This window comes from Spiroplasma endosymbiont of Apeira syringaria (assembly GCF_964020205.1).
GTDB lineage: Bacteria > Bacillota_I > Bacilli_A > Mycoplasmatales > VBWQ01 > Spiroplasma_E > Spiroplasma_E ixodetis_A.
Map to the genome: position 1 here is coordinate 207,750 of NZ_OZ026543.1, position 22,366 is coordinate 230,115.

Consider the following 22,366-nt stretch of genomic DNA (forward strand, 5'->3'; position numbering starts at 1 on the left):
TAATAAAATTTTTCATAATATCATTTTTTACTCTTTTCATTTTTTAAATCATTTAACATTTATTGAACAAAATGCACGATTTTAGGAATATTTAAAGTATTAAAGATTTGACCAGTTACTATAATTTCATCGTTTTTGTTTAATAAAATACATCGGTTATAAAGTTTTGGATTGTTAAAAATTAAAGTAACATAGTTTAATCCATTTCATTGTCCACGAACACTATAATATAATCCTTTATTACCTTTTTCGTAATATTTTGCTTCAATACTGTTACTGAGTTTTACTGTTAATTTGACATAATTGGCTTTATCTTTCATTTTTATAATTCCTTAAATAATATTGAATGTGTTTATATGCATATTGTTCATTTTTTGTTAATTTTATATTTCCTTTATAATTTTCTATTTTAGTTTTATTTTTTGGTTCACTTCCTAAATAATCTCAATTCATAACATCTTCTACTAATACCATTAATGTACCAATAGTTTTAGGAGTTGCTAATGGATTAGTTAATAATTGTTTTGAATTTAAAAAGAAATTTTCGACAATAACTAATATTTTTTTATTATCAGAATGTTTTTTAATTAATAAAAAGTATTTTTTATACAAATTTTTACTTTCTAAAACTGTTTTAGTTTTAAATGTTTCATTAAAAATAATATTATTGGTTTCATTTGAATATATAACAATTCCATTATTACCAATACCAGCGGGGTCAATACCAATAATTAAGTCATATTGCATTAATTAAGTTAACCTCTAATAACTGTTTTAATAATTTCTAAATCACAATTACATCAACAATATTTACATTCTTCAATAAATTCTTTATGACCACAAACTAAATTATCTTTTTTTAAATCATCAATCAGTTTAATTAGTCCTATTTTAAATTCAATATCATCACTGTCTGGTATGCGAATCGTTCCTCTTTTAGTTAAATATTCTTTATCCATATTTATAACTCCTACTTAACTTAATATTTAAAATACAGTCATAACAAATCGCTTTACTATTTTTATCTCTTAAAAAATATTTTCTTGTTTTTATATCATTAGTATTAAAGAATAAATAATCTAATTTATTTTGTTTACATGTTCAACAAAAATACTTTTTCATTATGAGTTGAAATTTCCTTATAAGAAGTAACTATATAATTAATTGGTAAATCATCATGTTTATATTGATTATTTATTTTAAAACCTTTTCTGTTTTCTTCTAACGTAATGTTATATTTAAAACAAGGATTAGTAATTTTTGTTTTGTTATCTGTTATTTCACCCATAAATCAACTATTATGCTGTTCATAAAATGTTAATGGTTCAAGTTTTATATCATTAAGATAATATTCTTTTGGAGCGGTTGGTTTATTAACAGTTATTTTTTGGTATTTAATATATGGTTCTAATAATTTTATTAATTCATTACCACTTAATTCTCTTTTAATATTTTCTAAATTAAAAACTCAATATGTATATTTATCATCAGCAATAAAACTATTATTTTTAACCATTCATTTTGGACATTGTAATTTATATTCACCATAATCAATAAGAATAGATTGTGGTCTATCTTTAACAATTTGTTCTTTTTTAAATTCTATTTGCATAATAATCCTTTCCTAATATGTTCTGTTGCTTCTAGCATAAAGAACATATATTTTGATTTTTAGATTATTAATACTACTACTATTCGTTTTATTAATTACAGCAATTCTGGGCTCAAAAATAAATTGTTAAATTTTAAAAAACATTGAGGCATTCGATTCAATATTTATTTAATTTGTGTTAAACAAATTAATATTTTAATTGAACCGGCACCGCTCAATTTTTTTTACAAGTTTGAAATTTATTTTCTCGCCCAAAAAAATTTTCAAAAAAAATAAAAAATAAAACCAACACTTGCTCACTGGGGAGTGGCAAGGTTGGTTAAATAAAGAATAGAATTAATACAATAGGTCCCTACAACAGGTCTATATATACTAGTTTCCAATTCGCTCCCACCCCAAGAATTACCATTAATGGTTAGTATATTTTATTAGGTATCACTCCACTTTTTATTTATCCATGCAAGTCCACATGCTAGCTACTATTTTTAACAACTGTGTTGTAGTTCACTTTTTTAGTTCCTTAACACGTGTTGATAATAGTATTAAAGAGGTTTATTAAAAATTTTAAAATTTTACAATTACAAAAAAAGACAAGATTATTTCTTGTCTTTTTCCTTTATAACTTTGATAATAATTTTTATTTTTTTAAATGTATATTTTTTAAAATACGTCGAATATAAATTTAAAAATTTAAGGGTTAAAGAGAGTAATTTTGTCTAATTTTCATTATTTTGCAAATAATTCATTTTTGGAAATAAGTTACTAATATGATAATTAATTATTTCGTAACTTTGACAACCGCCCTAATATATTAGAAAACATATTTTATCAAGAATATGAAGAATATATTACAAATAAGGCGAAAGTAGAAATTATTAAATATAGGCCAGAATTTTCAAATAACTCATTATTTCATGATATTAAAGATAATATATTAATACATTTCAATACAAATAATTCAGTAAAAAATATAAAAGAAAATTTAATATTAATTGGATTAAAAATCAATAAGAAAAAAATTTTAAAAATTGAACAAAGAATAAAGAAAATATTTAAATGTAACATTAATAAATTAAATACTAATCAAGAAAAAGAAAAAAAATGACAGAAAAAAATTAAACAAGAATTAAAAGAAGAAAATTATCCACAAAATAAGCCATCAACAAGCGGATATATAAAACATTAAATTTATCACAAATATAATGAATAAAAATAGTTACCATTATGGTAACTATTTTACAATTTATATTTAATAAAAATTATCGTTTTTTAATAGTACTTTGTTTAATTTTCATTGCTTGCATTACTGATTTAATTTGAGATTCAGTAGGTTTACGCCCCATTTGTAAATACATTGCACGAATCATATTTTCATTAATAGGAGGATTTTTCTGTAATTGTTTTTCGAAAATCTTCTTAGTAACAATAAAACCAACTAATCCACCAATTAACGCACTAGCAATGCCAATGATTAATACTGCTCACCAAACCATCATTATTAATTTCTCCTTACTTACTGTTTAAAAACTTATTAATTTTATCACACACTTGATTTGATGTAAAGCCATATTTTTCTAGTACTACCTTATCAGGAGCAGAAATACCAAAACTACTTACGCCAATAACAAAGCCATTACCTGCAACATATTTATATCAACTATCTTTAGAACCCATTTCAATAGCAACTTTTATAATATCATTAGGTAAAATTTTATTTTGATATGTTTTATCTTGTTTATCAAAAATAAAAGTAGAAGGCATTGAAACTACACGAACATTAAGTTTTTGATCGTTTCATAGTTGTTCTTGACTAGCAATAGCCAACGAAACTTCACTACCGGTAGCAATAATAATTAAATCTAAAGCTTTACTACTCTTCTCTTTACTAATAATATAAGCACCTTTTTGAACTGCCTCAATATTACTATTTGCAAGTTGTGGTAAATTTTGTCTAGTAATAATAATAGCACTAGGGTTAGTTTTGCTAGATAATGCGATTAAATATGCACCAATTGTTTCTTTTGTATCAGCGGGGCGAATTACATTAAAATTAGGAATAGTTCTTAACATTGTTAGTTGTTCAACTGGTTCATGGGTAGGACCATCTTCGCCAACTGCGATACTATCATGACTAAAAATAAACAAAGATGGAATTGACATTAAAGCTGCTAATCGTAATGCAGGCTTTAGATAATCACTAAACACAAGAAAAGTAGAACCAAAAGGAATTGTGCCTTGATGTAACGTCATACCGTTAACAATAGCGCCCATTGCAAATTCTCTTACTCCATAATGAATATGTCTTCCTGAATGATAAAGAGGTAAAAAGTCTTTATCTGTTACTAATGCTTTAGTTGAGCCACCTAAATCAGCACTACCACCAATTAATGTTGGACAATGAGCTGATAAAAGTTTTAAAATATTACCAGAGTCTACTCTTGTTGCTTGTGGATTTACTCCAATAATTGAAGTTCAATCAATTTTATTTAATTGATAATCTTCATTAAAAATTTCATTTTTCAATGCTGATTTAATTTCATTATACAATTTTGGATATAATTTTGCATATTTTTCAACTTTTTGATTTCAAACTAATTCTATTTTAGAACCATGATTAAGTGCTGTTTGTGTGAAGTAAGTACTTACTTCTTTTGGAACAGTAAATTCAGGATATTCTCAGTTTAAATTTTTAGCAACTGTTTTAATATCTTCCATTAAAGGAGAGCCATGAACACTGGGTGTTCCTTGTTTACTAGCCCCATAACCAATTATAGTTTTAATTTCAATTAAAGTTGGTTTATCACTAAGTTTTGCTTTTTTAATAGCTTCAGAAATAAGTTTATCATCTTCACCATCTTCAACTTTTAAATAATTTCACTCTAATGCTTGAAGACGCATTTTTAAATTTTCTGAATATACTAATTTAACAGATGAATCTAATTGAACATCATTTGAATCATATAAAATAATTAGTTTATTTAATTTAAAATGTCCAGCAAAACTAAGTGCTTCTTGCGCAATACCTTCTTGTAAATCACCATCACCACAAATTGCATATGTATAATGATCAATAATATTAAGATCTTTTTGATTATATTTAGCACCAAGAAAACTCTCAGTAAGTGCCATTCCAACAGCATTAGCGATACCCTGACCTAATGGCCCAGTAGCCGTCTCTACTCCATAGTCTAAATGATATTCGGGATGACCGGGTGTATTACTATTTAATTGACGGAATTGTTTTATATCATTGATTGTATATTTATAACCAGCATGATGTAATATTGAATATAATAAAGCACTACCATGACCTGCTGATAAAACAAATCGATCACGATTAAATCATTTTGGATTTTTTGGATTAAAAGATAAATGATTTTTGAATAAAGAAAAAGTCATTGGTGAAGCACCTAAAACAATACCAGGATGGCCACTTTTAGCAGCATTAACTGCTTGTACTCCTAACATACGAATTGAATTAATAGTTAATTTATCTAAATTAATTTTATTTTCCATAATTTCTCCTTAAATTTTTAATAGTTATTATTTAATATAATATTAACAATATTCTTAATAAAATAAGTAATTTTTTAAAAATAATTAAAAAAGTATAAATAATAATGACAAAAATATAATTTTATTTTAACTAATTTGAATCTTTGAACAAATTAAAAAAGAAAAGATCACCCCAAGATAAAAAAAATAATATTTCATCTTAAATAAGATAACTCTTTTCTTAATATTTTACATTTGTGATGTTCTTGGTTTATTTAAATTTGTTAATGGTGCGTTTGTTGAGTCATTGTTTACTTGTTGTTTATTAAAATCTTTTCCAGATGATTTTGAAAATAATGTTGGATTTGTTTTTGGCTTTTTACTACATGATTCTGATATTTTTTTTCATTTTTTACTAATTTCTAATTCAATTTTCTTATTTTTATTAATTTTTCCAAAAGTTACTAATTTAATAAATAAATTTAAAAATTTATTTATTTTTTGTTGTTCTAAAACTTTAATTTCTTCTATTTCAGATTTTTTGATTACTTGCATTAAATTTGATTGTCTTTTTGCTGATTTTTCAAGTTCTTCTTGTTCTTCTAAATATAAACCAATTGCTTTATTATTTCTTTCTTGTCTTTTTAATGATAAAGCTTCTAATGCAATCGCTCTATCAATATCTTCTCTTTCTTTCTCAGATACTTCTTCTGATTGTAATGTTTTATAAGGTTCATCAACAACTACAAAACCAAATTCATCATCTTCATTGGTTGCTTGTAAATCTAAACTACTTTCATAAAGAGATGGTGAAATGGTTGGTTCGGAAATTATTGCCTTTTCTTGATGATTATTATTTGTATGTTGAATTTGACGTTGAACAATCTTACTTCCTTTGGGTCTTACTCCTTTTTTTAGTATTTCCTCTTCAGTAACTAATTTTACTTCTGTCTCTACTTTAAATGTTTGTGATGAGGGAATTGATGTTTATTTAAATTCTTTTACTATTATGTCAGATTGTTTTTCTTTTTCTAACGATAATTTTTTTGCCAGTTCCACTTGTTCTTCTTCTTCTGATAATCTTATGATTTCATAAATAAGACCTGGATCAATTGCAAGTTGTTCCATTTGTTCAAGTGTGAATGTTCTCATTTGTTCCATTGTAAATAATGGTGTTTGTTTTTTATCAATCGCTTCTCTTTGCTCTTTTGTCAATGAACGGATTTGTTGTGTTGTGAATGCAAATGTTGGCGATAATTTTAATTTTCTAATATAAGTTTCAGCTGCCATTATTTCTTCTTCCTTTCTAAAAATAAAAAAACCCATTTATTTTAAAATTAAAATAAGAGGATTAAAAAAATTTATATTCTTTTGTAGAATATTATCATAATAATAATATTTTTCCAATAAATTCGTATTATTTTTTTTCATTGAGTTATAAATAAATATTATAACTTAAAAAAGGACTTATTTAATATGCAAATTATTAATATTGAAACATATTGTAAAGTACGTTTAATACACATTATTTATTTAAGTTTTTTAGTTTTTGCTAATTTCAAATAAAATGTTTATAATTAAATCAACACTTTTTAATGACTAAAGTGTTATAAAATATATATTTATTAATTTTTTAAATAATTATTTAAAAAATAGAGGTATAAAATTATGAATAAATATTTAATTTTTTTAAGTGTGATACCACCTTTAACTTTTTTAGGAAACAATATTAATAATATAAATATTGAAAATACTGTACTAATAAATCAATTAGAAGAAAATAATGCTTCATTCAATAACCAATTTAACTATTTAAGCAATAGTGAGTGAATTACTAATCAATCAATAACAGATCATAAATTTTATAGTTATGATACATTATCTTTAGCAAAATACACTTTTCCTAAAGCAAGGAATACTTTTTTAGTAGATAACTATGGTAACCTAGTTTATAACCCTAATATAAATATTCCTGATAAAGATAAAGTAAATATTGAAAATACAAAACAAGAAATGAACAGCCACAAAAAAGTAACTATTATTAAAGATGATTATAATCCATATAGTAAAAGTGAATATTCTGATTCATACTTTACTGGTTATAATAATTGAAAATATATTCAACAAGGATATTGGGAAATGTTTAGTAATCTGTGTAACTTACAAAAATAACTATGTTTAATTAATTCTAGTAAATATAATTAAATGACTAGAAAGAGTGAGTTACAGATGGCTAAAAAAGATAACTTTAATAATAATGATCCAATATCAAAAGCAGTAGATTTATTACTAGAAAATACTGAAGATTTAACAACAGTTTTTAAACCTGGCGGTTTATATAAAGAATTAACAAAAAGATTAGTTGAAAAAATGTTGAATTCTGAAATGCAAAATTATTTAGGATATGAAAAAAATCAACATACTACTACTGAAAATGCTCGTAATGGTACAAGTTCAAAAAAATTAATAACTCAACAAGGTAAAATTGAAATTGATGTACCAAGAGATCGCAATAGTAATTTTACTCCTGTAATAGTTCCTAAAAGGCAAAGAAGATTTGATGGTTTTGATCAACAAGTTCTTTCCTTGTATGCAAAAGGAATGACATTATCTGACATTAGAATGCAGTTGCAAGAGTTATATCATGGTGCTGATATTAGTGAAAGTGTTATTAGTCAAATTACTGATGATGTTATTGATGATGTTAAAGCATGACAAAATCGACCATTAGAAAGTATTTATCCTATTGTTTATTTTGATTGTATAGTAGTTAAAGTACGACAAGATAAACGGATTATTAACAAATCAGTTTATATAGCATTAGGAGTTGATTTAGAAGGCAAAAAAGATGTTTTAGGATTATGAATTAGTGAAAATGAAGGTTCTAAGTTTTGATTATCTAATTTCACAGAAATGAAAAATCGTGGCTTAAATGATATTCTTATTGCTTGTAGTGATAATTTAACAGGCATGTCAGAAGCAATACAATCAGTTTATCCTAAAACAGAACATCAATTATGCATTGTTCATCAAATTAGAAATAGTTTAAAATATTTTTCATACAAACATCGAAAAGGTCTAGTTGCAGATTTAAAACCAATTTATAGTGCATGTAGTGAAGAACAAGCAATGCAAGCTTTAGAATCGTTTGAAAGTAAATGAAATAAACAATATCCTCAAATTACTAAATCTTGATATAAAAATTGAGATAATTTAATGGTTTTTATTAGTTATCCAGTAGAAATCAAAAGAGTGATTTATACTACAAATGCTATTGAATCTGTTAATAGTCAATTACGAAAAATCATCAGAAATAAAAAAGTTTTTCCTAATGATATGGCAGTTTTCAAAATATTTTACTTGGCAATTGAAAATATAACAAAAAAATGAACATTGCCTATTCAAAATTGAAATACAGCAATTGCTCATTTTATGATAAAATTTGAAGATAGAATTAATCTAAACTAGTACTTTATAAAACAAAGATACACAGATTATTAAAAAGCCTCATATTGAAAAACATATTGATATTTCTAATCAAGCAGGTGCTGATAAAGTTGAACATAGCAATAATCTAAATGAAACACTAGGTTTATATTATATTGCTAAAGCAACACATGATAATAAAATTAGTAAGACAATAGCTAATAACTTAGCAATGTATTTTATTAATCAAACTAGTTTAAAAGGGCAAATTAACAATCAATTAACTAGTAACATTATTAATTTAATTATTGATAATCAAAATGTTTATAATTTTTTGAATAAATCACCACTAACATTAACTACTAAAAACTATTCATTAAATTGAATTTTTGATAAAAGTAATAGGGACGGTAACAAAAACGGAGGATATAATTACTTTTTAAAGATTTCTTTTAAATTTTAGACAAGAAATAATTGTAATTATATGCAATTGTAAATATATCTTACTATTAAATTAAAATAATTTCAATTAAAATACAAATATTAAAAAATGAAAAATAAAATTAATATTTATACACAACAAAAATTCTTATTAACTTTTAATTTAATAAGTTTTCAAAATTTTAATAAAAAATAAATTAAATTATGTTTTTAAATTTATTTGATTACATTTAAAAATAACCATTTTAATATAAATATTTATGTTATAAGTTCTATTACCAAGCATTTCTTTTAAAATATGTCAAATATTACCTTCTGTAAAACAACCTATATTCCACTTTGCACCTTGATTTTCAATACCTTGTTTATTATTTTTAAAATATTGTTTTTTTAATTTTTTATGATTTTTTAATATTTCATTCATATATTTTATTAACTCATCATATTGACCATTTTCAATAAAATTTCTACAAATCTTATATTCATCTCAATATTTTCCTTTATTTCCAGCGATTATTCCAACATATAATTTTTTAACTAAATGGAATTTATCTAAAACAAAACTTGCACCTAAATAATCAGCAACTTCTTTAATTCATCCTGCACTATCACCACAAATAATAATTTTTGCTTGGTCAAAATTTTCAAAAAATCTATTTCCTTGTTCTTTAATAAATTCAGCAGTTTTTTTAACACCAATTGCTGTTTTTGTTGGTCTTATTATTACATCTGCTCTTTTATTAACTAATTTATGATTAACATTATCTGTACAAAATAATACTAAACGCATTGAATATTTACCAGAATTGCGTTTAAATTTTCAAAATTTTCGATGTCCATCATCAATACTAATATAAATAAATTGATTTGGTTCTAATTTTATTTTAGGAACATCTAATTTATTAACTTGATATTCTTGAAATAATCTACTAATACTTGTTGTACTAAATTTTGTTTGCTTCATAGTATGTAAAATATCAACATATCTTTTTCCGTCAGCAAAATTTTCAATAACATTATTTTTGATATCCTGACAAGTTCTTTTATATTTAGGTAATTCTAATTCTTCATCTAATAAACAAACTCTTACTCATTTTTTTAATTGTTCATCATAATATTTATAATCACGACATTTATAAGTAACAAGACCATTGATAGTATTTCTAGTTCTTTCTTTAATTTTAACTGGAATATATTTTCTATCTCTTTCTTTTAATATTCTTCAATCTGTTTTTTCTCATTGATTTTTTATATCATCTCTAAATGATTGATACATTTTTTTGGTTGCTTCTTTTAAAGTTCATAAATAATTAAAACTCATTTTTTTCTCCTAACTATTTTAAAAAAATCTAAATTTATTGTAAATATATTTAAAAAATTAACGGACTTCTCCCCACATGTACTTGTGGAGGGAATAATGAAACTGAATGAATTCAACAATGCTTTTCAAACTGAACAGCAATGTCTTGCATATATAGCAAATTTGAAAGAAAAAAAATGTATTAGGTGTTTTAGTTTTAATTTGAATACTTCTGATTTAAAAAGAATGAGATGTTTAAAATGTAATCAAACATTTAGCATTCTCACAGGCACCATATTTTCAAGGTCACAAACATCTTTAACATCTTGGTTTTATCTTATCTTTAGATGAATAAACACCAAACATGGAATTCCATCAACAGATATTGCAAAAGAATTGGGAGTGACTTTGAAAACTGCTTGAAGAATGACTCATAAAATCAGAACACGTATTGCAAAACAAAAACCTCAATTTATTGTTGAAGGTACAGTGCAAATTGATGAAATGTATCTTTCACATATGGGTTTTAAAAAACAAGGAAGATCCTTGGTGAATAAAACCTTGATTGTTGGCATTTATCAAAAAACAACCAATAATTTAATTGTGAAAGTATTGAAAAACGCAAAGAGTAAAAATCTTTTGCAGTTTGCAAAAAACCACATTTCTTCAAAATGTCTTGTATATACTGATTCTTGAAAAGGATATTGCGATTTTAAATCAGTTTTCACTAAGCATGAAACAGTTAACCATCAAGATGGCTATGTTTCAAAAATTGGTGTAAATACCAACCAAATTGAATCAGTTTGAAAACATATAAGAAGAACATTTAAAACACATATCAAAGTTGCAAAACATCATGTTCATTTATATGCTAAAGAAGCTGCATATAAATTCAACAAGATACCTAGTTTTGAAACTGTAATTCTATGTTTGATTTAAAAATGTGGGGAGAAGTCCGTAGATAGGCTTTTCTCAGCATTTATGTGATAAAATTAAAATAGTACATAAAGGGAGAAAAGCCAAAATTAATTTACTTTTTTATTATAAACATATATAAGTTTAATTTTAAATAAAATAAAAAATATTTAAAAAACCACTTTCATATTTAAAATATAACAAACAATTTCAATATCATTAATAGTATAGGTATCACAAAATAAACGTTTTTTATTTAGACGTTATTTTGCATTTAAAAGCATACTTGTAAAAATAATCAAAAATAGTACAATTTATAAGTAAAATCAAGGAAAAAAGGAGTAATTTAATATGAAAACATGAATAAAAGCAAATTTTCAAAAAATAGCATTATCATTTGCTGTAATAACTGGTGTTACTGGTTTAGTATTAGGAGCAGTTGCACATCATAAAACAAGTGAATTAACATATTATTTAGACCATGATTATAAAGCACAATGGGGGGGCAACTATATGAGAACATAAAATAAATTATAAGTATAAAATAGATTTATATTTTGCAATTAAACCAATTAATTCTAATGATATAAAATGAAATGGTAAATATCCAAATGGATATTTCTATAATTAAATTTCAATATTTATATAAGATAATGTTTCATCATTTGAACTAAATAATTTAAAATTATTAATTTCTATATTTTTATTATTAGTTTCTAAAATTAAATCATAGGTACCATTACCAAAAATACCTGAAATTTCTAATTTATATAAATTAGAAATTTCTTTTTCTATATTAAATTTAACTTTATTGTTAAAATAATTTTTTTGAACAAAATTAAATCAATCTCAATTTGAAAAATATTGTTTTTGACTATTAAATAATTTTAATAATTCTAAAACATTATTAATTATACTTTTAACCATATACTTTCCATATTCACCATTACTAAAACTCATATCTTGTGGTAATAATGATGGTATATTATTACTTTCTAATTCATTCGTTAATGATAATCAATTATATTGATTATCATTTAATTTAAACCATTAATTTTGACTAATATTTTTATGGCTTTTCTCCCTTTATGTACTATTTTAATTTTATCACATAAATGCTGAGAAAAGCCTATCTACGGACTTCTCCCCACATTTTTAAATCAAACATAGAATTACAGTTTCAAAACTAGGTATCTTGTTGAATTTATATGCAGCTTCTTTAGCATATAAATGAACATGATGTTTTGCAACTTTGATATGTGTTTTAAATGTTCTTCTTATATGTTTTCAAACTGATTCAATTTGGTTAGTATTTACACCAATTTTTGAAACATAGCCATCTTGATGGTTAACTGTTTCATGCTTAGTGAAAACTGATTTAAAATCGCAATATCCTTTTCAAGAATCAGTATATACAAGACATTTTGAAGAAATGTGGTTTTTTGCAAACTGCAAAAGATTTTTACTCTTTGCGTTTTTCAATACTTTCACAATTAAATTATTGGTTGTTTTTTGATAAATGCCAACAATCAAGGTTTTATTCACCAATGATCTTCCTTGTTTTTTAAAACCCATATGTGAAAGATACATTTCATCAATTTGCACTGTACCTTCAACAATAAATTGAGGTTTTTGTTTTGCAATACGTGTTCTGATTTTATGAGTCATTCTTCAAGCAGTTTTCAAAGTCACTCCCAATTCTTTTGCAATATCTGTTGATGGAATTCCATGTTTGGTGTTTATTCATCTAAAGATAAGATAAAACCAAGATGTTAAAGATGTTTGTGACCTTGAAAATATGGTGCCTGTGAGAATGCTAAATGTTTGATTACATTTTAAACATCTCATTCTTTTTAAATCAGAAGTATTCAAATTAAAACTAAAACACCTAATACATTTGTTTTCTTTCAAATTTGCTATATATGCAAGACATTGCTGTTCAGTTTGAAAAGCATTGTTGAATTCATTCAGTTTCATTATTCCCTCCACAAGTACATGTGGGGAGAAGTCCGATTTTTATTTTTTATTTTAATATTATTTAAGTCTGTAAAGTCAAAATACTCAGATTTTAAACTAACATAAACATTTTCAAATACTCAAATTTTATCAATTGATATTCTTGTAGGTTTTGATTTTAATTCAAAATAATAAGGTAACAAAATTTTATAATCATCATCTAAACCCTTATTTATTGACAAATAAGAAAGTATATAATTAGATAACATCATTACTATTTGTTTAAATGTTTTAATTTTTGGATGATTAACAAAATCAGGATTATCTAATTTTCACTGTTCAAAAAGATTAGTAATAACATCATGTGTTTTTTGACTTTCAAATTTAGCATGTAATTTATCTAAATCTGTAATTTTTTGTGGGTCTGTTTGAAAAGATATTCCATCAAAATTTCTTTGATAATTATAATTATAAGTTAACATATCAATTAAAACTTTTCATAATGATGTAATAGGTTTAAATTTTTCATAAGTTAATACTACTGGATGGGTTACACTTTATTGGACACTAATTACGTAGACAAGTGAACAAAGAAAGGAACTATAATTATGGCCAATATTAACTCATATACCAATGAATTTAAAAAACAAATAGTAGCTTTATATCAAAGTGGCAAATCAGTATCTTGCCTTGCTAAAGAATATAATGTTACAAGAGCAGCTACTTACAATTGAATTAAGCAATTTACTAATTCAGGTAGTTTTAAAACTAAAGATAATCGTTCTGTTGAAGAAAATGAATTAATTAAATTAAGAAAAGAATTAAAACAATTAAGAATGGAAAATGATATTTTAAAGCAAGCAGCACTAATAATAGGCAGAAAATAGAAATTATTGTCAAAAATAAAGTTAAATATAAAATTCGCACAATGTGTCATTTTTTAAAAATCTCTAAATCAACATATTATTTTAATTTAAAGAAAAAAGAAAATAAAATCAAAAATAATATTTATGATGAAGCTGTTATTAGTGCTTTTAAAGAAAATAAAGAAGTTTATGGTACTAGAAGATTAAAAGTCATTCTAGAAAACCAAGAAATTTATTTATCAAGACGAAAAATTAAAGAAATTATGAATAAACATAATTTAATATCAAAATACACTAAATTATCATACAAAAATAATAATAACAAAGTTAACGATAGTCCAATAAACAATCTTGTTGATAGAAACTTTAATAATAGAGTTAAAAATGAAGTTATTGTTAGTGATTTAACTTATGTTCAAGTAAATGGTAAGTGAAACTATATTTGTTTATTAATTGACCTATTTAACCGCGAAATAATTGGACATAGTGTAGGTACTAAAAAAGATGCATCATTAGTATATCAAGCATTTATGCACTCAAATCGCTGTTTAAAAGATATTCAAATATTTCATAGTGATCGCGGTAATGAATTTAATAATAAAATTATTGATAAACTTTTACTAGCATTCAATATTAATCGCTCTTTAAGCAAAAAAGGTTGTCCTTATGATAACGCTGTTGCTGAAGCAACCTTTAAAACTTTCAAAACCGAATTTATTAATGATAAAAATTTTACATCATTAATCCAATTAAAATTAGAATTATTTGATTACATCAATTGATATAACAACATAAGAATTCACAGCACTTTAAACTACTTAACTCCAGTTAATTATCAAAAACAAATGTCTACCAAAAAATAGTCCTAAAAAAGGTTGCCATTCCACTACACTGTCAACATTTACTAATTTTCATGTATAAATATTTCGACTAATTTTCTTTTCAATTAAAATTGGTTCGCCTTCAATTGTAGTACCAGAATTCAAATAACTACTATTATCATTTTTTGAAATTAAAATACTATCTACTTTATTTTCATGTTGTTTATTTTTATTATTAGTTATGGCTGTTACTTCTTTCAATTCAATTTGTTTAATATGTTTAAATTCTTGTGCTGGTGGATTAGGTATAATTTCACCAATATCTAAATATTCTAAAATAGAATTTTGATTAATGAAATTTCGGACTTCTCCCCACAAGTACATGTGGGGAGAAGTCCGATTTAATTGTGAAAGTATTGAAAAACGCAAAGAGTAAAAATCTTTTGCAGTTTGCAAAAAACCACATTTCTTCAAAATGTCTTGTATATACTGATTCTTGAAAAGGATATTGCGATTTTAAATCAGTTTTCACTAAGCATGAAACAGTTAACCATCAAGATGGCTATGTTTCAAAAATTGGTGTAAATACCAACCAAATTGAATCAGTTTGAAAACATATAAGAAGAACATTTAAAACACATATCAAAGTTGCAAAACATCATGTTCATTTATATGCTAAAGAAGCTGCATATAAATTCAACAAGATACCTAGTTTTGAAACTGTAATTCTATGTTTGATTTAAAAATGTGGGGAGAAGTCCGTAGATAGGCTTTTCTCAGCATTTATGTGATAAAATTAAAATAGTACATAAAGGGAGAAAAGCCTCTTTAATTTTAATAATAGTTATACTTTTAGTACTTCTTGTTTTTGGATTTTGATAAGGTTGTGAATAATTATTTATGATATATAAATTATCAATATTATTTTCAGTTAATGGTTCATTAATAGATACTGCATATAACTTAAATTGATTTAATAAATTTATTTCTTGAAAAATTAAATTTTTAATATCAGTCATACTATATTCAATTGTATTATCATTAATATTAGTACTTGCTCTTTGATTTAATTGCATAGTAAAGTCTGATGTTTCAACAGCAGTATTTTTTAATACTTTTTCAATATCAATAAAACCTATTTTAATAGTATTTGCTGAAAATTTTAAACTATTATTTTCATTATTTTTAAATAAACGCTCAATTTCATAAATATATAAAGTTCTTTTTTTAAATTCATCGTATGCTCTATTTTAATATCTGGGTCACTACTAGCACTCATCATATTAGTAAAATCATAAGGAATATTATCAATTAAATAATCATTTTCTACTTCTGCTTGATTAAGTTTAGTTTGTTTCTGTGGAAACTTCGTTTGTGGTTTGTTGTTGTTTTCCATTGTTCTCTCCTATTAATTGGTTATTTTCGGGATTAAATAATTTTAATTTAACTGTTAAATTATTAATTTCTTGTTCATCATTAATATTAAATGTTTTACTAGTTAATAAGTCTTTATCAACACTTACTAATATTTGAATAAATTTAAGAATATCAATATTAAATTGTCATAATTTTTGTTCAATATAATTAATAGTTGAAATATTTACTGCTGTACTTTCGGGAACTGATTGTTGTGCAGATTTCTTTTGACTTGGTATATGAATACCACAACGTTTAAATATTTCATTAACATTTCAATCGTATATATCAGTTAAATTTTTACCTTTAAAATTACTATTTGTCATATTGATATTTTCATTTTGTTCATTATTATCTCCGCCACTTTTAAATATGTAGTTTTTAGTAACTAATGTTCTTACTGCTTCTTCTAATGCTGATTGAACATTACCATAAGTTTGACTAAATATAAATTTAGGTGAATTTAAAATGGTATCTAAAACAATTTGTTCATAAATAACATCTAATGCTTTAATTTTATCCATTACTTTATTACAATCTGCTAACTCATTTGCTTTATTTCGCATAATTGCTATTGGTATATAATTAATATTTAGTGTTTGTTCTTGTAATAGATTAGGATTATTAATAAATGATTTAAAATCTAATGGAAATTGTTTTTTATTATCACTAATACTATAAATTGCACGATTAATTGTTACTTCTTCATTGTTTAATGTATAAACTTCAAATAGTCTTACTGTTTGTGCATTTTGTTCATAGTTATCATAAAAAATAGTACATTGAATTAATTTACCAGTAATATCATAAACTCTTTGTTGTATATCTACGACTTGAAAATATAAGTCATCATTAGCAATATAAATTAAATAACCACTAATTCCTAATTTACTTAATTTAAAAATTGAATTTCAATTTTTTCTGTAAAATTCTTGTTGAATTAAATATTGTTTAATAGTTTCATTATTAATATCTAATGGAGCATTATATAAATTAGCATTATTTTCTGCTACAAAATCAGTGAAATAAGTTTCATGGTTAAAATCATTAAAACCAAAATAATTTAAAATTGAAGCATGAGTAATTTTATTTTTATTAGTTAAAAATTTTACTTTTTCATTTTGATTATCACTAATATTACTTTTTTCTTTTCTTTTAAATAGACTTAACATAATATTCACCACCTTTTTAAAATATTTGATTAATTTTTAATATGATTTTTACAATAATAAATATAATTAAACCCGCTGTTGCAGACGATAATAAAACTCCAATTAAACCTAAAATAAGGATAATAATGTTTTTGCTGGTTCTTGAAATGGTCGTCTTTATAAGATAAAGAATGGAATATATGAGGTAATATTAGAAACAAATCCAAACCACGATGTTAAAGGTTTAGTCATTGATAGAGATAATAATTTATTTGTTGGTATTGACTCTAATAAAGTATATAAAAAATTGGTCCAGATGATTCAATTTATGCTGCTGGATCGCAAGGAATCTTATATACAGCTAAAAATTTTAATAAAATATAGGTTATATATAAGTAATTAGTATTAAAATTAATAAAAATAAAAGACTTGCTTGCTAATTATATAGTAAGTTTTTTTATTTTTATTTAAATTTATGTACTAACATATTAAAAAAATCTTGTAATTTATTAAAAATCTAATATAATAATAGTTGACATAAAGAAAGTAGTTTTTACGCTCACCTGATAACTAAGTTGTTATAGGTTCAATGCTTTAAATTTTTATTTTTAAAATAAAGTTTTGTAGTGGTGAGTGTGCGTTTTAGCAGAATTTTATTTATGCAAATTAAAGGAGGTATGTATGGCTTTTAAAAATAATGATAATTTATGAAATAGTAATATTCCCTTTTATGAATTTTTATTAATTGGTAATGAGGGTACTAATTATGGCTTAATGAAAAAAAATGATGCTTTAAAAAAAGCAGAAGATTTAGGATATGACCTGTTATGTATATCACCAAATGCTAAACCACCTGTTTGTAAAATGTTTAAATTTGATACATATCGTTTTGAACAACAAAAAAAGGAAAAAGAAGTTAAAAAAGCACAAAAATTAACAATTGTTGAAGAAAAAGAAATTCGACTAAGTGTTGTTATTGATAACAATGACATTAAAACAAAGGCAAATAAGGCTCGTAAATTTCTAAGTAATGGTAACAAAGTAAAAGTTACATTAAAATATCGTGGTCGTGAATTACATAATCCTGAAGCAGGATTTGAAGTAATTACAAAATTTTATAAAGAATTAGAAGATATTTGTATTTATGATAAAAACTTTGATAAAAAAGAAAAAAATATACAAACTATTTATCTTTTTCCAAAAAAGAAAAATCAAGAAAATTAACAATAGGAGGTAAAATATGCCAAAAATGAAAACAAAAAAAGCTTTAAAAAAAAGAATTAAAGTAACAGGAAGTGGTAAATGAATGCGTAGTGGTGCTTTTGTTTCTCACTTAGCTCAAAATAAAACAACAAAACAAAAACGTCAATTACGTGGGTGAAGTGAAGTATCTGCTTCTGACTATAAGCGTTTAAAAGATTTAATTTAGGAAGGTGACAAAATAAATGGCTAGAGTTAAAGGCAGTTATACAACTAATCATCGTCGTAAAAAAATACTAAAAGCAGCAAAAGGATATTATGGAGCAAAACATAGTTTATATCGTACAGCAAATGAACAAGTAATGAACTCATTAGCATATGCTTATCGTGATCGTAAAAATTGTAAACGTGAGTTTCGAAAGTTATGAATTCAAAGAATTAATGCAGCTGTTCGTAATTATGATTTATCATATTCACGTTTTATTGATGGCTTAAATAAATCTAATATTAATCTTAATCGTAAAATATTGTCTGAGTTATCAATTAATCAACCAGAAGAATTTGAGAAATTAGTTTTGGCATCAAAATCTGCTTTAGCAAAATAATTAATTGCAAATTTTATATAAATTAAAAACACTTATAATAAATTTAATTTATTTCAAGTGTTTTTAATTTATAAAATTATGATAAGTTTTGGAAATGTATTTAATATAAATTTCAAAGAATATTTTTTTATCACAAACTTTGTTTTATAATATATTTAATGGTAAAATTAAAAAATAAATTCGCTTCTTAGTATAAAAATAAGAAAGAAATTTAAAAAAGAGGGGGGCCATTATGCAATTTGTTTTTCTTGGATTTTTTGATGGTAATCCACAAGCAGTTATTAATCCTTTATTTGGTATGTATTATTGAATTGGCTTATCTATATCATTATTCTTGATAATTAGTTTATTTATTTTTAAAAGGTTTTATGCTAATTTAAGTAAGTGCTATAGTTTTAAATATAGTTTAGGTATTTTTCAAATACTTTTATATATTAGTTTTTATATTGTTCATGGATTGAATGGAGATAATTATCAATGGTATGATTATTTTCCTTTTCAATTATGTTCGGTATTAAATATTACTAGTGGTATATTATTAATTATTCCTAATAAAAGTTTATTTAATATTACTTTTCCTTTAATTGGTCTTGTTATTTTGGCATTTTTATTACCAGATAAAACAAAATGAGTTTTTGGTCCACAGCATTTTCTTTATTGAAATTATTATTTTATTCATATTATTATTCTTTTTTCTTATTTACTTTTATATTTATATGGTCATATTGAATATGACAAAATATATATCAAAAAAAGTATATTATATTTAACTTTATTTGGTTGTGTTTTTATTTTTAATACTTCCTTTGGTACTAATTACTTATTTATTGGAAATGCCGGTTATACAGCAAGTTTTGGTAAAAAAGTATTAGACACTTCAGTGTGGTTACCAATTTTACGTTTTACATTTATGTCTGTTGTTGGTATTTCATTACTAGTTTTAACATATATTTTTATTATAAAAACTTTATCTCCTTTTTATTTAGAAAAAGGAACAAAAATTAATCCTATTTACAAAGATAAAAAATCATTAATTACAAAATTTTATAAAAAATTAAATTTAAAAGATAAAAAAATAATGAAATCTTAATTAATAATTAAAAAAAGAAAGTGAGTTAATTATGTTAAATTCAAAACAATTTTCAACAATTATCCAACTTCAAAATGAGTTAGATAAAAAAATAATTATTAATCGCGGTGTTAGCGATATTAAAACATTAAATTCTAGATTTTTAGCACTTTTAGTTGAATTAGGTGAATTTGCAAATGAACAAAGATGTTTTAAATATTGAAGTTCAAAACCAAGTAGTGAAAAATCAGTAATGCTTGAAGAATATATTGATAGTCTTCATTTTATTCTTAGTATCGGTAATAGCCTTAATATTGATTTTCAAAATTTTAGTTTTTCAGAAAAAACAAATTATCAAGATCTTAATCTTGCATTCATTGATTTATTTGCTTTTGTTACAACTTTTTTTAAATCAAAATCAAGTAATGATTTTTTTGAATTATTAAATATTTATTTTACAATTGGTAAAAAATGTAACTTTAATAGTGAAGACATTATTTCTTGTTATATTTATAAAAATGAAATAAATCATTTACGACAATCACAAAATTATTAATGGAAATAAGTGATCGTTTTATTTAGGAGATTAAAATGACTAATGTTAAAATTTTCAATTATAATAATACAAAATGAGAGTACATTATTACATATAAACAACAAAAACATATGTATTTAAAAGTGCGCATTGATAAAATTATTATTAGTGCTCCATTTTTTATGCAAGAAAAATTAATTGAAGATTTCATTTTAAAAAGTTTACCTAAAATTTTAAAAAAGAAAACTATATTAAAACCTAATATTGTTATTAATAATAATGACAGTTATCTTTATTTTTTAAGTAAAAAATATAAATTAATTACTAAGTATCATTCAAAAAAAACCATTATTTATTTTGAATTTAATAATTTGGTAGTATGCACAAATATTCAAGATGATAAGCAAATATTAATTAAAATTCAAAAATTTTTAAAAGAAGAGTCAAAAAATATTTTTATGAGTCGTTTACAATATTGATCAGAAATTATGAATATTGAGTTTTCAGTACTAAAAATTCGTTCGATGTTAAATAAATGAGGTGTTTGTCAACCAAATACTAAAATCATTACACTTAATTATAAATTAATTCATTTTGATTATGCTGTAATTGATTATGTTATAATTCATGAGTTAACGCATATAATTCATGCTCATCATAAAAAAAAATTTTGAAATTTTGTTGCTCAATATTGTCCAGATTTTCAAGATTGTCAAAAAATATTAAAACAAGGAGTTATGGATGAAACAAATAACCTCACTTAAAAATCCAATAATTCAAGAATTAGTTTTATTACATGAAAGAAAACATCGCAATGTTAAAAAAAAGTTTTTAATTGAAGGAGAACATTTAATTAGTATTGCATTATTAAAAAAAAGATTACTTGCAGTATATGTTGATGAGAAGTATTTAGACAAATATGCAAATTTATTAAAAGATTGTAATAATATTGAAGTTATTGTTGTAAATAGTATGATTATTAAAAAAATTTCACAACAAAAAACACCACAACCAATAATTGGCGTTTGTAATATTGTTAAACCTTTAAATTATTTTTATTCTTCTCATATTATTCTAATTGATACAATTCAAGATCCAGGTAATTTAGGAAATATTTTACGCAGTGTTACTGCTTTTAATATTTCTGAAGTATATTTATCGAATGAAAGCGTTGATTTATATAATCACAAAGTAATTAGTGCAAGTCAAGGAGCTATTTTTTATACTAATGTGTATTATGAAAATTTTGATCAATTTTTATTAAAAGTAAAAAATGCAAATTATATGATTTATGGTACATTTCTACATGAAGATAATAGTACTAATTTATCTGAAATTACCTTTAAGCAAAAGAATGCTTTTTTATTTGGCAATGAAGGACAAGGCATTAATAAAAAGTATAAAGATAAAATTAATAGTAATATTTTTATTCCAACTTCTTTTAATGTTGAATCATTAAATTTAGCAACAAGTATAGCAATAGTAACGTATTGCTTATTTACTAGTAATATATCTAGTAATATATTAAAATAAATTATACTTATTTTGAATTATAAAA

27 protein-coding genes and 1 pseudogene are annotated in these 22,366 nt (G+C 23.4%); 13 read left to right on the top strand and 15 right to left on the bottom strand.

Annotation, left to right across the window (positions count from 1 at the left end; all coding sequences use genetic code 4):
- Nucleotides 1-59: 59 nt before the first annotated feature.
- The 8 genes from AACL02_RS01295 to AACL02_RS01330 all read right to left on the bottom strand — a co-directional run bounded on the left by AACL02_RS01295 (nt 60) and on the right by AACL02_RS01330 (nt 6,397).
- A complete protein-coding gene (locus AACL02_RS01295) occupies nt 60-320 on the bottom strand; it encodes a hypothetical protein (RefSeq protein ID WP_339042299.1) in 261 nt (86 codons plus the stop codon).
- Entirely contained in the window at nt 310-747 is a 438-nt protein-coding gene (locus AACL02_RS01300; RefSeq protein WP_339042301.1) for a hypothetical protein, read from the bottom strand. Before AACL02_RS01300 ends, AACL02_RS01295 begins: the two co-directional genes overlap by 11 nt.
- Nucleotides 748-755: 8 nt before the next feature.
- A complete protein-coding gene (locus tag AACL02_RS01305) occupies nt 756-959 on the bottom strand; it encodes a hypothetical protein (protein WP_339042303.1) in 204 nt (67 codons plus the stop codon).
- 134 nt (nt 960-1,093) lie between these two features.
- Nucleotides 1,094-1,612: a hypothetical protein gene (locus AACL02_RS01310; protein ID WP_339042305.1), complete on the bottom strand. Its 519-nt coding sequence runs from the start codon at nt 1,610-1,612 to the stop codon at nt 1,094-1,096.
- Between the two features lie 1,259 nt (nt 1,613-2,871).
- A complete protein-coding gene (locus tag AACL02_RS01315; protein WP_339042307.1) occupies nt 2,872-3,105 on the bottom strand; it encodes a YneF family protein in 234 nt (77 codons plus the stop codon).
- A 16-nt stretch (nt 3,106-3,121) separates the two neighbouring features.
- Nucleotides 3,122-5,128, bottom strand: a complete 2,007-nt coding sequence (gene tkt, locus AACL02_RS01320) for a transketolase (protein ID WP_339042309.1) — start codon at nt 5,126-5,128, stop codon at nt 3,122-3,124.
- Between the two features lie 228 nt (nt 5,129-5,356).
- A complete protein-coding gene (locus AACL02_RS01325) occupies nt 5,357-5,662 on the bottom strand; it encodes a hypothetical protein (RefSeq protein ID WP_339042311.1) in 306 nt (101 codons plus the stop codon).
- A gap of 432 nt (nt 5,663-6,094) precedes the next feature.
- Nucleotides 6,095-6,397: a hypothetical protein gene (locus AACL02_RS01330; RefSeq protein WP_339042313.1), complete on the bottom strand. Its 303-nt coding sequence runs from the start codon at nt 6,395-6,397 to the stop codon at nt 6,095-6,097.
- Between the two features lie 378 nt (nt 6,398-6,775).
- Between AACL02_RS01330 and AACL02_RS01335 the strand changes: the two genes are divergently transcribed.
- Both AACL02_RS01335 and AACL02_RS01340 read left to right on the top strand, forming a co-directional pair.
- Complete coding sequence (locus AACL02_RS01335; RefSeq protein WP_339042315.1) at nt 6,776-7,279, top strand: hypothetical protein; 504 nt, start codon at nt 6,776-6,778, stop codon at nt 7,277-7,279.
- Nucleotides 7,280-7,336: 57 nt separating this feature from the next.
- Nucleotides 7,337-8,575: an IS256 family transposase gene (locus AACL02_RS01340; protein ID WP_339043475.1), complete on the top strand. Its 1,239-nt coding sequence runs from the start codon at nt 7,337-7,339 to the stop codon at nt 8,573-8,575.
- A gap of 601 nt (nt 8,576-9,176) precedes the next feature.
- Here AACL02_RS01340 and AACL02_RS01345 read toward each other — a convergent pair.
- Nucleotides 9,177-10,295 carry an Mbov_0401 family ICE element transposase-like protein gene (locus AACL02_RS01345; protein ID WP_339042317.1) on the bottom strand — a complete coding sequence of 373 codons (1,119 nt, stop codon included), beginning with the start codon at nt 10,293-10,295 and terminating at the stop codon, nt 9,177-9,179.
- Nucleotides 10,296-10,397: 102 nt separating this feature from the next.
- On the opposite strand from AACL02_RS01345, the gene AACL02_RS01350 reads away from it, so the two are divergent.
- Nucleotides 10,398-11,213 (top strand): IS1595 family transposase, encoded by an 816-nt coding sequence (locus AACL02_RS01350; RefSeq protein ID WP_339043477.1) that lies wholly within the window; start codon nt 10,398-10,400, stop codon nt 11,211-11,213.
- Between the two features lie 327 nt (nt 11,214-11,540).
- Nucleotides 11,541-11,714, top strand: a complete 174-nt coding sequence (locus tag AACL02_RS01355; protein ID WP_339042319.1) for a hypothetical protein — start codon at nt 11,541-11,543, stop codon at nt 11,712-11,714.
- 102 nt (nt 11,715-11,816) lie between these two features.
- Here AACL02_RS01355 and AACL02_RS01360 read toward each other — a convergent pair whose 3' ends face one another.
- Both AACL02_RS01360 and AACL02_RS01365 read right to left on the bottom strand, forming a co-directional pair.
- Nucleotides 11,817-12,116: a hypothetical protein gene (locus tag AACL02_RS01360; protein ID WP_339042322.1), complete on the bottom strand. Its 300-nt coding sequence runs from the start codon at nt 12,114-12,116 to the stop codon at nt 11,817-11,819.
- Between the two features lie 228 nt (nt 12,117-12,344).
- Nucleotides 12,345-13,166 (bottom strand): IS1595 family transposase, encoded by an 822-nt coding sequence (locus AACL02_RS01365; protein ID WP_281748407.1) that lies wholly within the window; start codon nt 13,164-13,166, stop codon nt 12,345-12,347.
- A 587-nt stretch (nt 13,167-13,753) separates the two neighbouring features.
- Here AACL02_RS01365 and AACL02_RS01370 point away from each other — a divergent pair.
- A protein-coding gene (locus tag AACL02_RS01370) for an IS3 family transposase (protein ID WP_339042324.1) occupies nt 13,754-14,874 on the top strand; the annotation gives its coding sequence in 2 pieces (ribosomal slippage) (nt 13,754-13,997 and nt 13,997-14,874; 1,122 coding nt in all).
- Here the strand turns inward: AACL02_RS01370 and AACL02_RS01375 are convergent.
- The gene (locus AACL02_RS01375) at nt 14,830-15,210 is read right to left on the bottom strand and encodes a hypothetical protein (RefSeq protein WP_339042326.1); all 381 of its coding nucleotides are present in this window, start codon (nt 15,208-15,210) and stop codon (nt 14,830-14,832) included. The two genes, AACL02_RS01370 and AACL02_RS01375, sit on opposite strands and share 45 nt — an antisense overlap.
- A gap of 20 nt (nt 15,211-15,230) precedes the next feature.
- Here AACL02_RS01375 and AACL02_RS01380 point away from each other — a divergent pair.
- A pseudogene (locus AACL02_RS01380) lies at nt 15,231-15,575 on the top strand (transposase); the annotation flags it as partial.
- On the opposite strand, the gene AACL02_RS01385 reads toward AACL02_RS01380, so the two are convergent.
- The 3 genes from AACL02_RS01385 to AACL02_RS01395 form a co-directional block, all read right to left on the bottom strand.
- The gene (locus AACL02_RS01385; protein WP_339042328.1) at nt 15,561-15,908 is read right to left on the bottom strand and encodes a hypothetical protein; all 348 of its coding nucleotides are present in this window, start codon (nt 15,906-15,908) and stop codon (nt 15,561-15,563) included. The pseudogene AACL02_RS01380 and the gene AACL02_RS01385 overlap by 15 nt on opposite strands.
- 86 nt (nt 15,909-15,994) lie before the next feature.
- A complete protein-coding gene (locus AACL02_RS01390) occupies nt 15,995-16,228 on the bottom strand; it encodes a hypothetical protein (RefSeq protein ID WP_339042330.1) in 234 nt (77 codons plus the stop codon).
- Complete coding sequence (locus AACL02_RS01395; RefSeq protein WP_339042332.1) at nt 16,179-17,420, bottom strand: hypothetical protein; 1,242 nt, start codon at nt 17,418-17,420, stop codon at nt 16,179-16,181. The genes AACL02_RS01390 and AACL02_RS01395 overlap by 50 nt, the downstream gene beginning before the upstream one ends.
- A 660-nt stretch (nt 17,421-18,080) precedes the next feature.
- Here AACL02_RS01395 and infC point away from each other — a divergent pair.
- The 7 genes from infC (at nt 18,081) to AACL02_RS01430 (ending at nt 22,341) form a co-directional block, all read left to right on the top strand.
- Nucleotides 18,081-18,623, top strand: coding sequence for a translation initiation factor IF-3 (gene infC / locus AACL02_RS01400; RefSeq protein WP_339042334.1), 543 nt, complete (start codon nt 18,081-18,083; stop codon nt 18,621-18,623).
- A 16-nt stretch (nt 18,624-18,639) separates the two neighbouring features.
- A complete protein-coding gene (gene rpmI, locus AACL02_RS01405; RefSeq protein WP_174480739.1) occupies nt 18,640-18,828 on the top strand; it encodes a 50S ribosomal protein L35 in 189 nt (62 codons plus the stop codon).
- Nucleotides 18,829-18,844: 16 nt separating this feature from the next.
- Nucleotides 18,845-19,204: a 50S ribosomal protein L20 gene (rplT, locus tag AACL02_RS01410; protein WP_281749155.1), complete on the top strand. Its 360-nt coding sequence runs from the start codon at nt 18,845-18,847 to the stop codon at nt 19,202-19,204.
- Nucleotides 19,205-19,436: 232 nt separating this feature from the next.
- Nucleotides 19,437-20,294, top strand: a complete 858-nt coding sequence (locus tag AACL02_RS01415) for a hypothetical protein (RefSeq protein WP_339042336.1) — start codon at nt 19,437-19,439, stop codon at nt 20,292-20,294.
- A gap of 31 nt (nt 20,295-20,325) precedes the next feature.
- The gene (locus AACL02_RS01420; RefSeq protein ID WP_338960903.1) at nt 20,326-20,829 is read left to right on the top strand and encodes a dUTP diphosphatase; all 504 of its coding nucleotides are present in this window, start codon (nt 20,326-20,328) and stop codon (nt 20,827-20,829) included.
- Nucleotides 20,830-20,864: 35 nt separating this feature from the next.
- Nucleotides 20,865-21,572 (top strand): SprT family zinc-dependent metalloprotease, encoded by a 708-nt coding sequence (locus AACL02_RS01425; RefSeq protein ID WP_339042339.1) that lies wholly within the window; start codon nt 20,865-20,867, stop codon nt 21,570-21,572.
- Entirely contained in the window at nt 21,550-22,341 is a 792-nt protein-coding gene (locus tag AACL02_RS01430) for a TrmH family RNA methyltransferase (RefSeq protein WP_281749159.1), read from the top strand. The genes AACL02_RS01425 and AACL02_RS01430 overlap by 23 nt, the downstream gene beginning before the upstream one ends.
- Nucleotides 22,342-22,366: the final 25 nt, after the last annotated feature.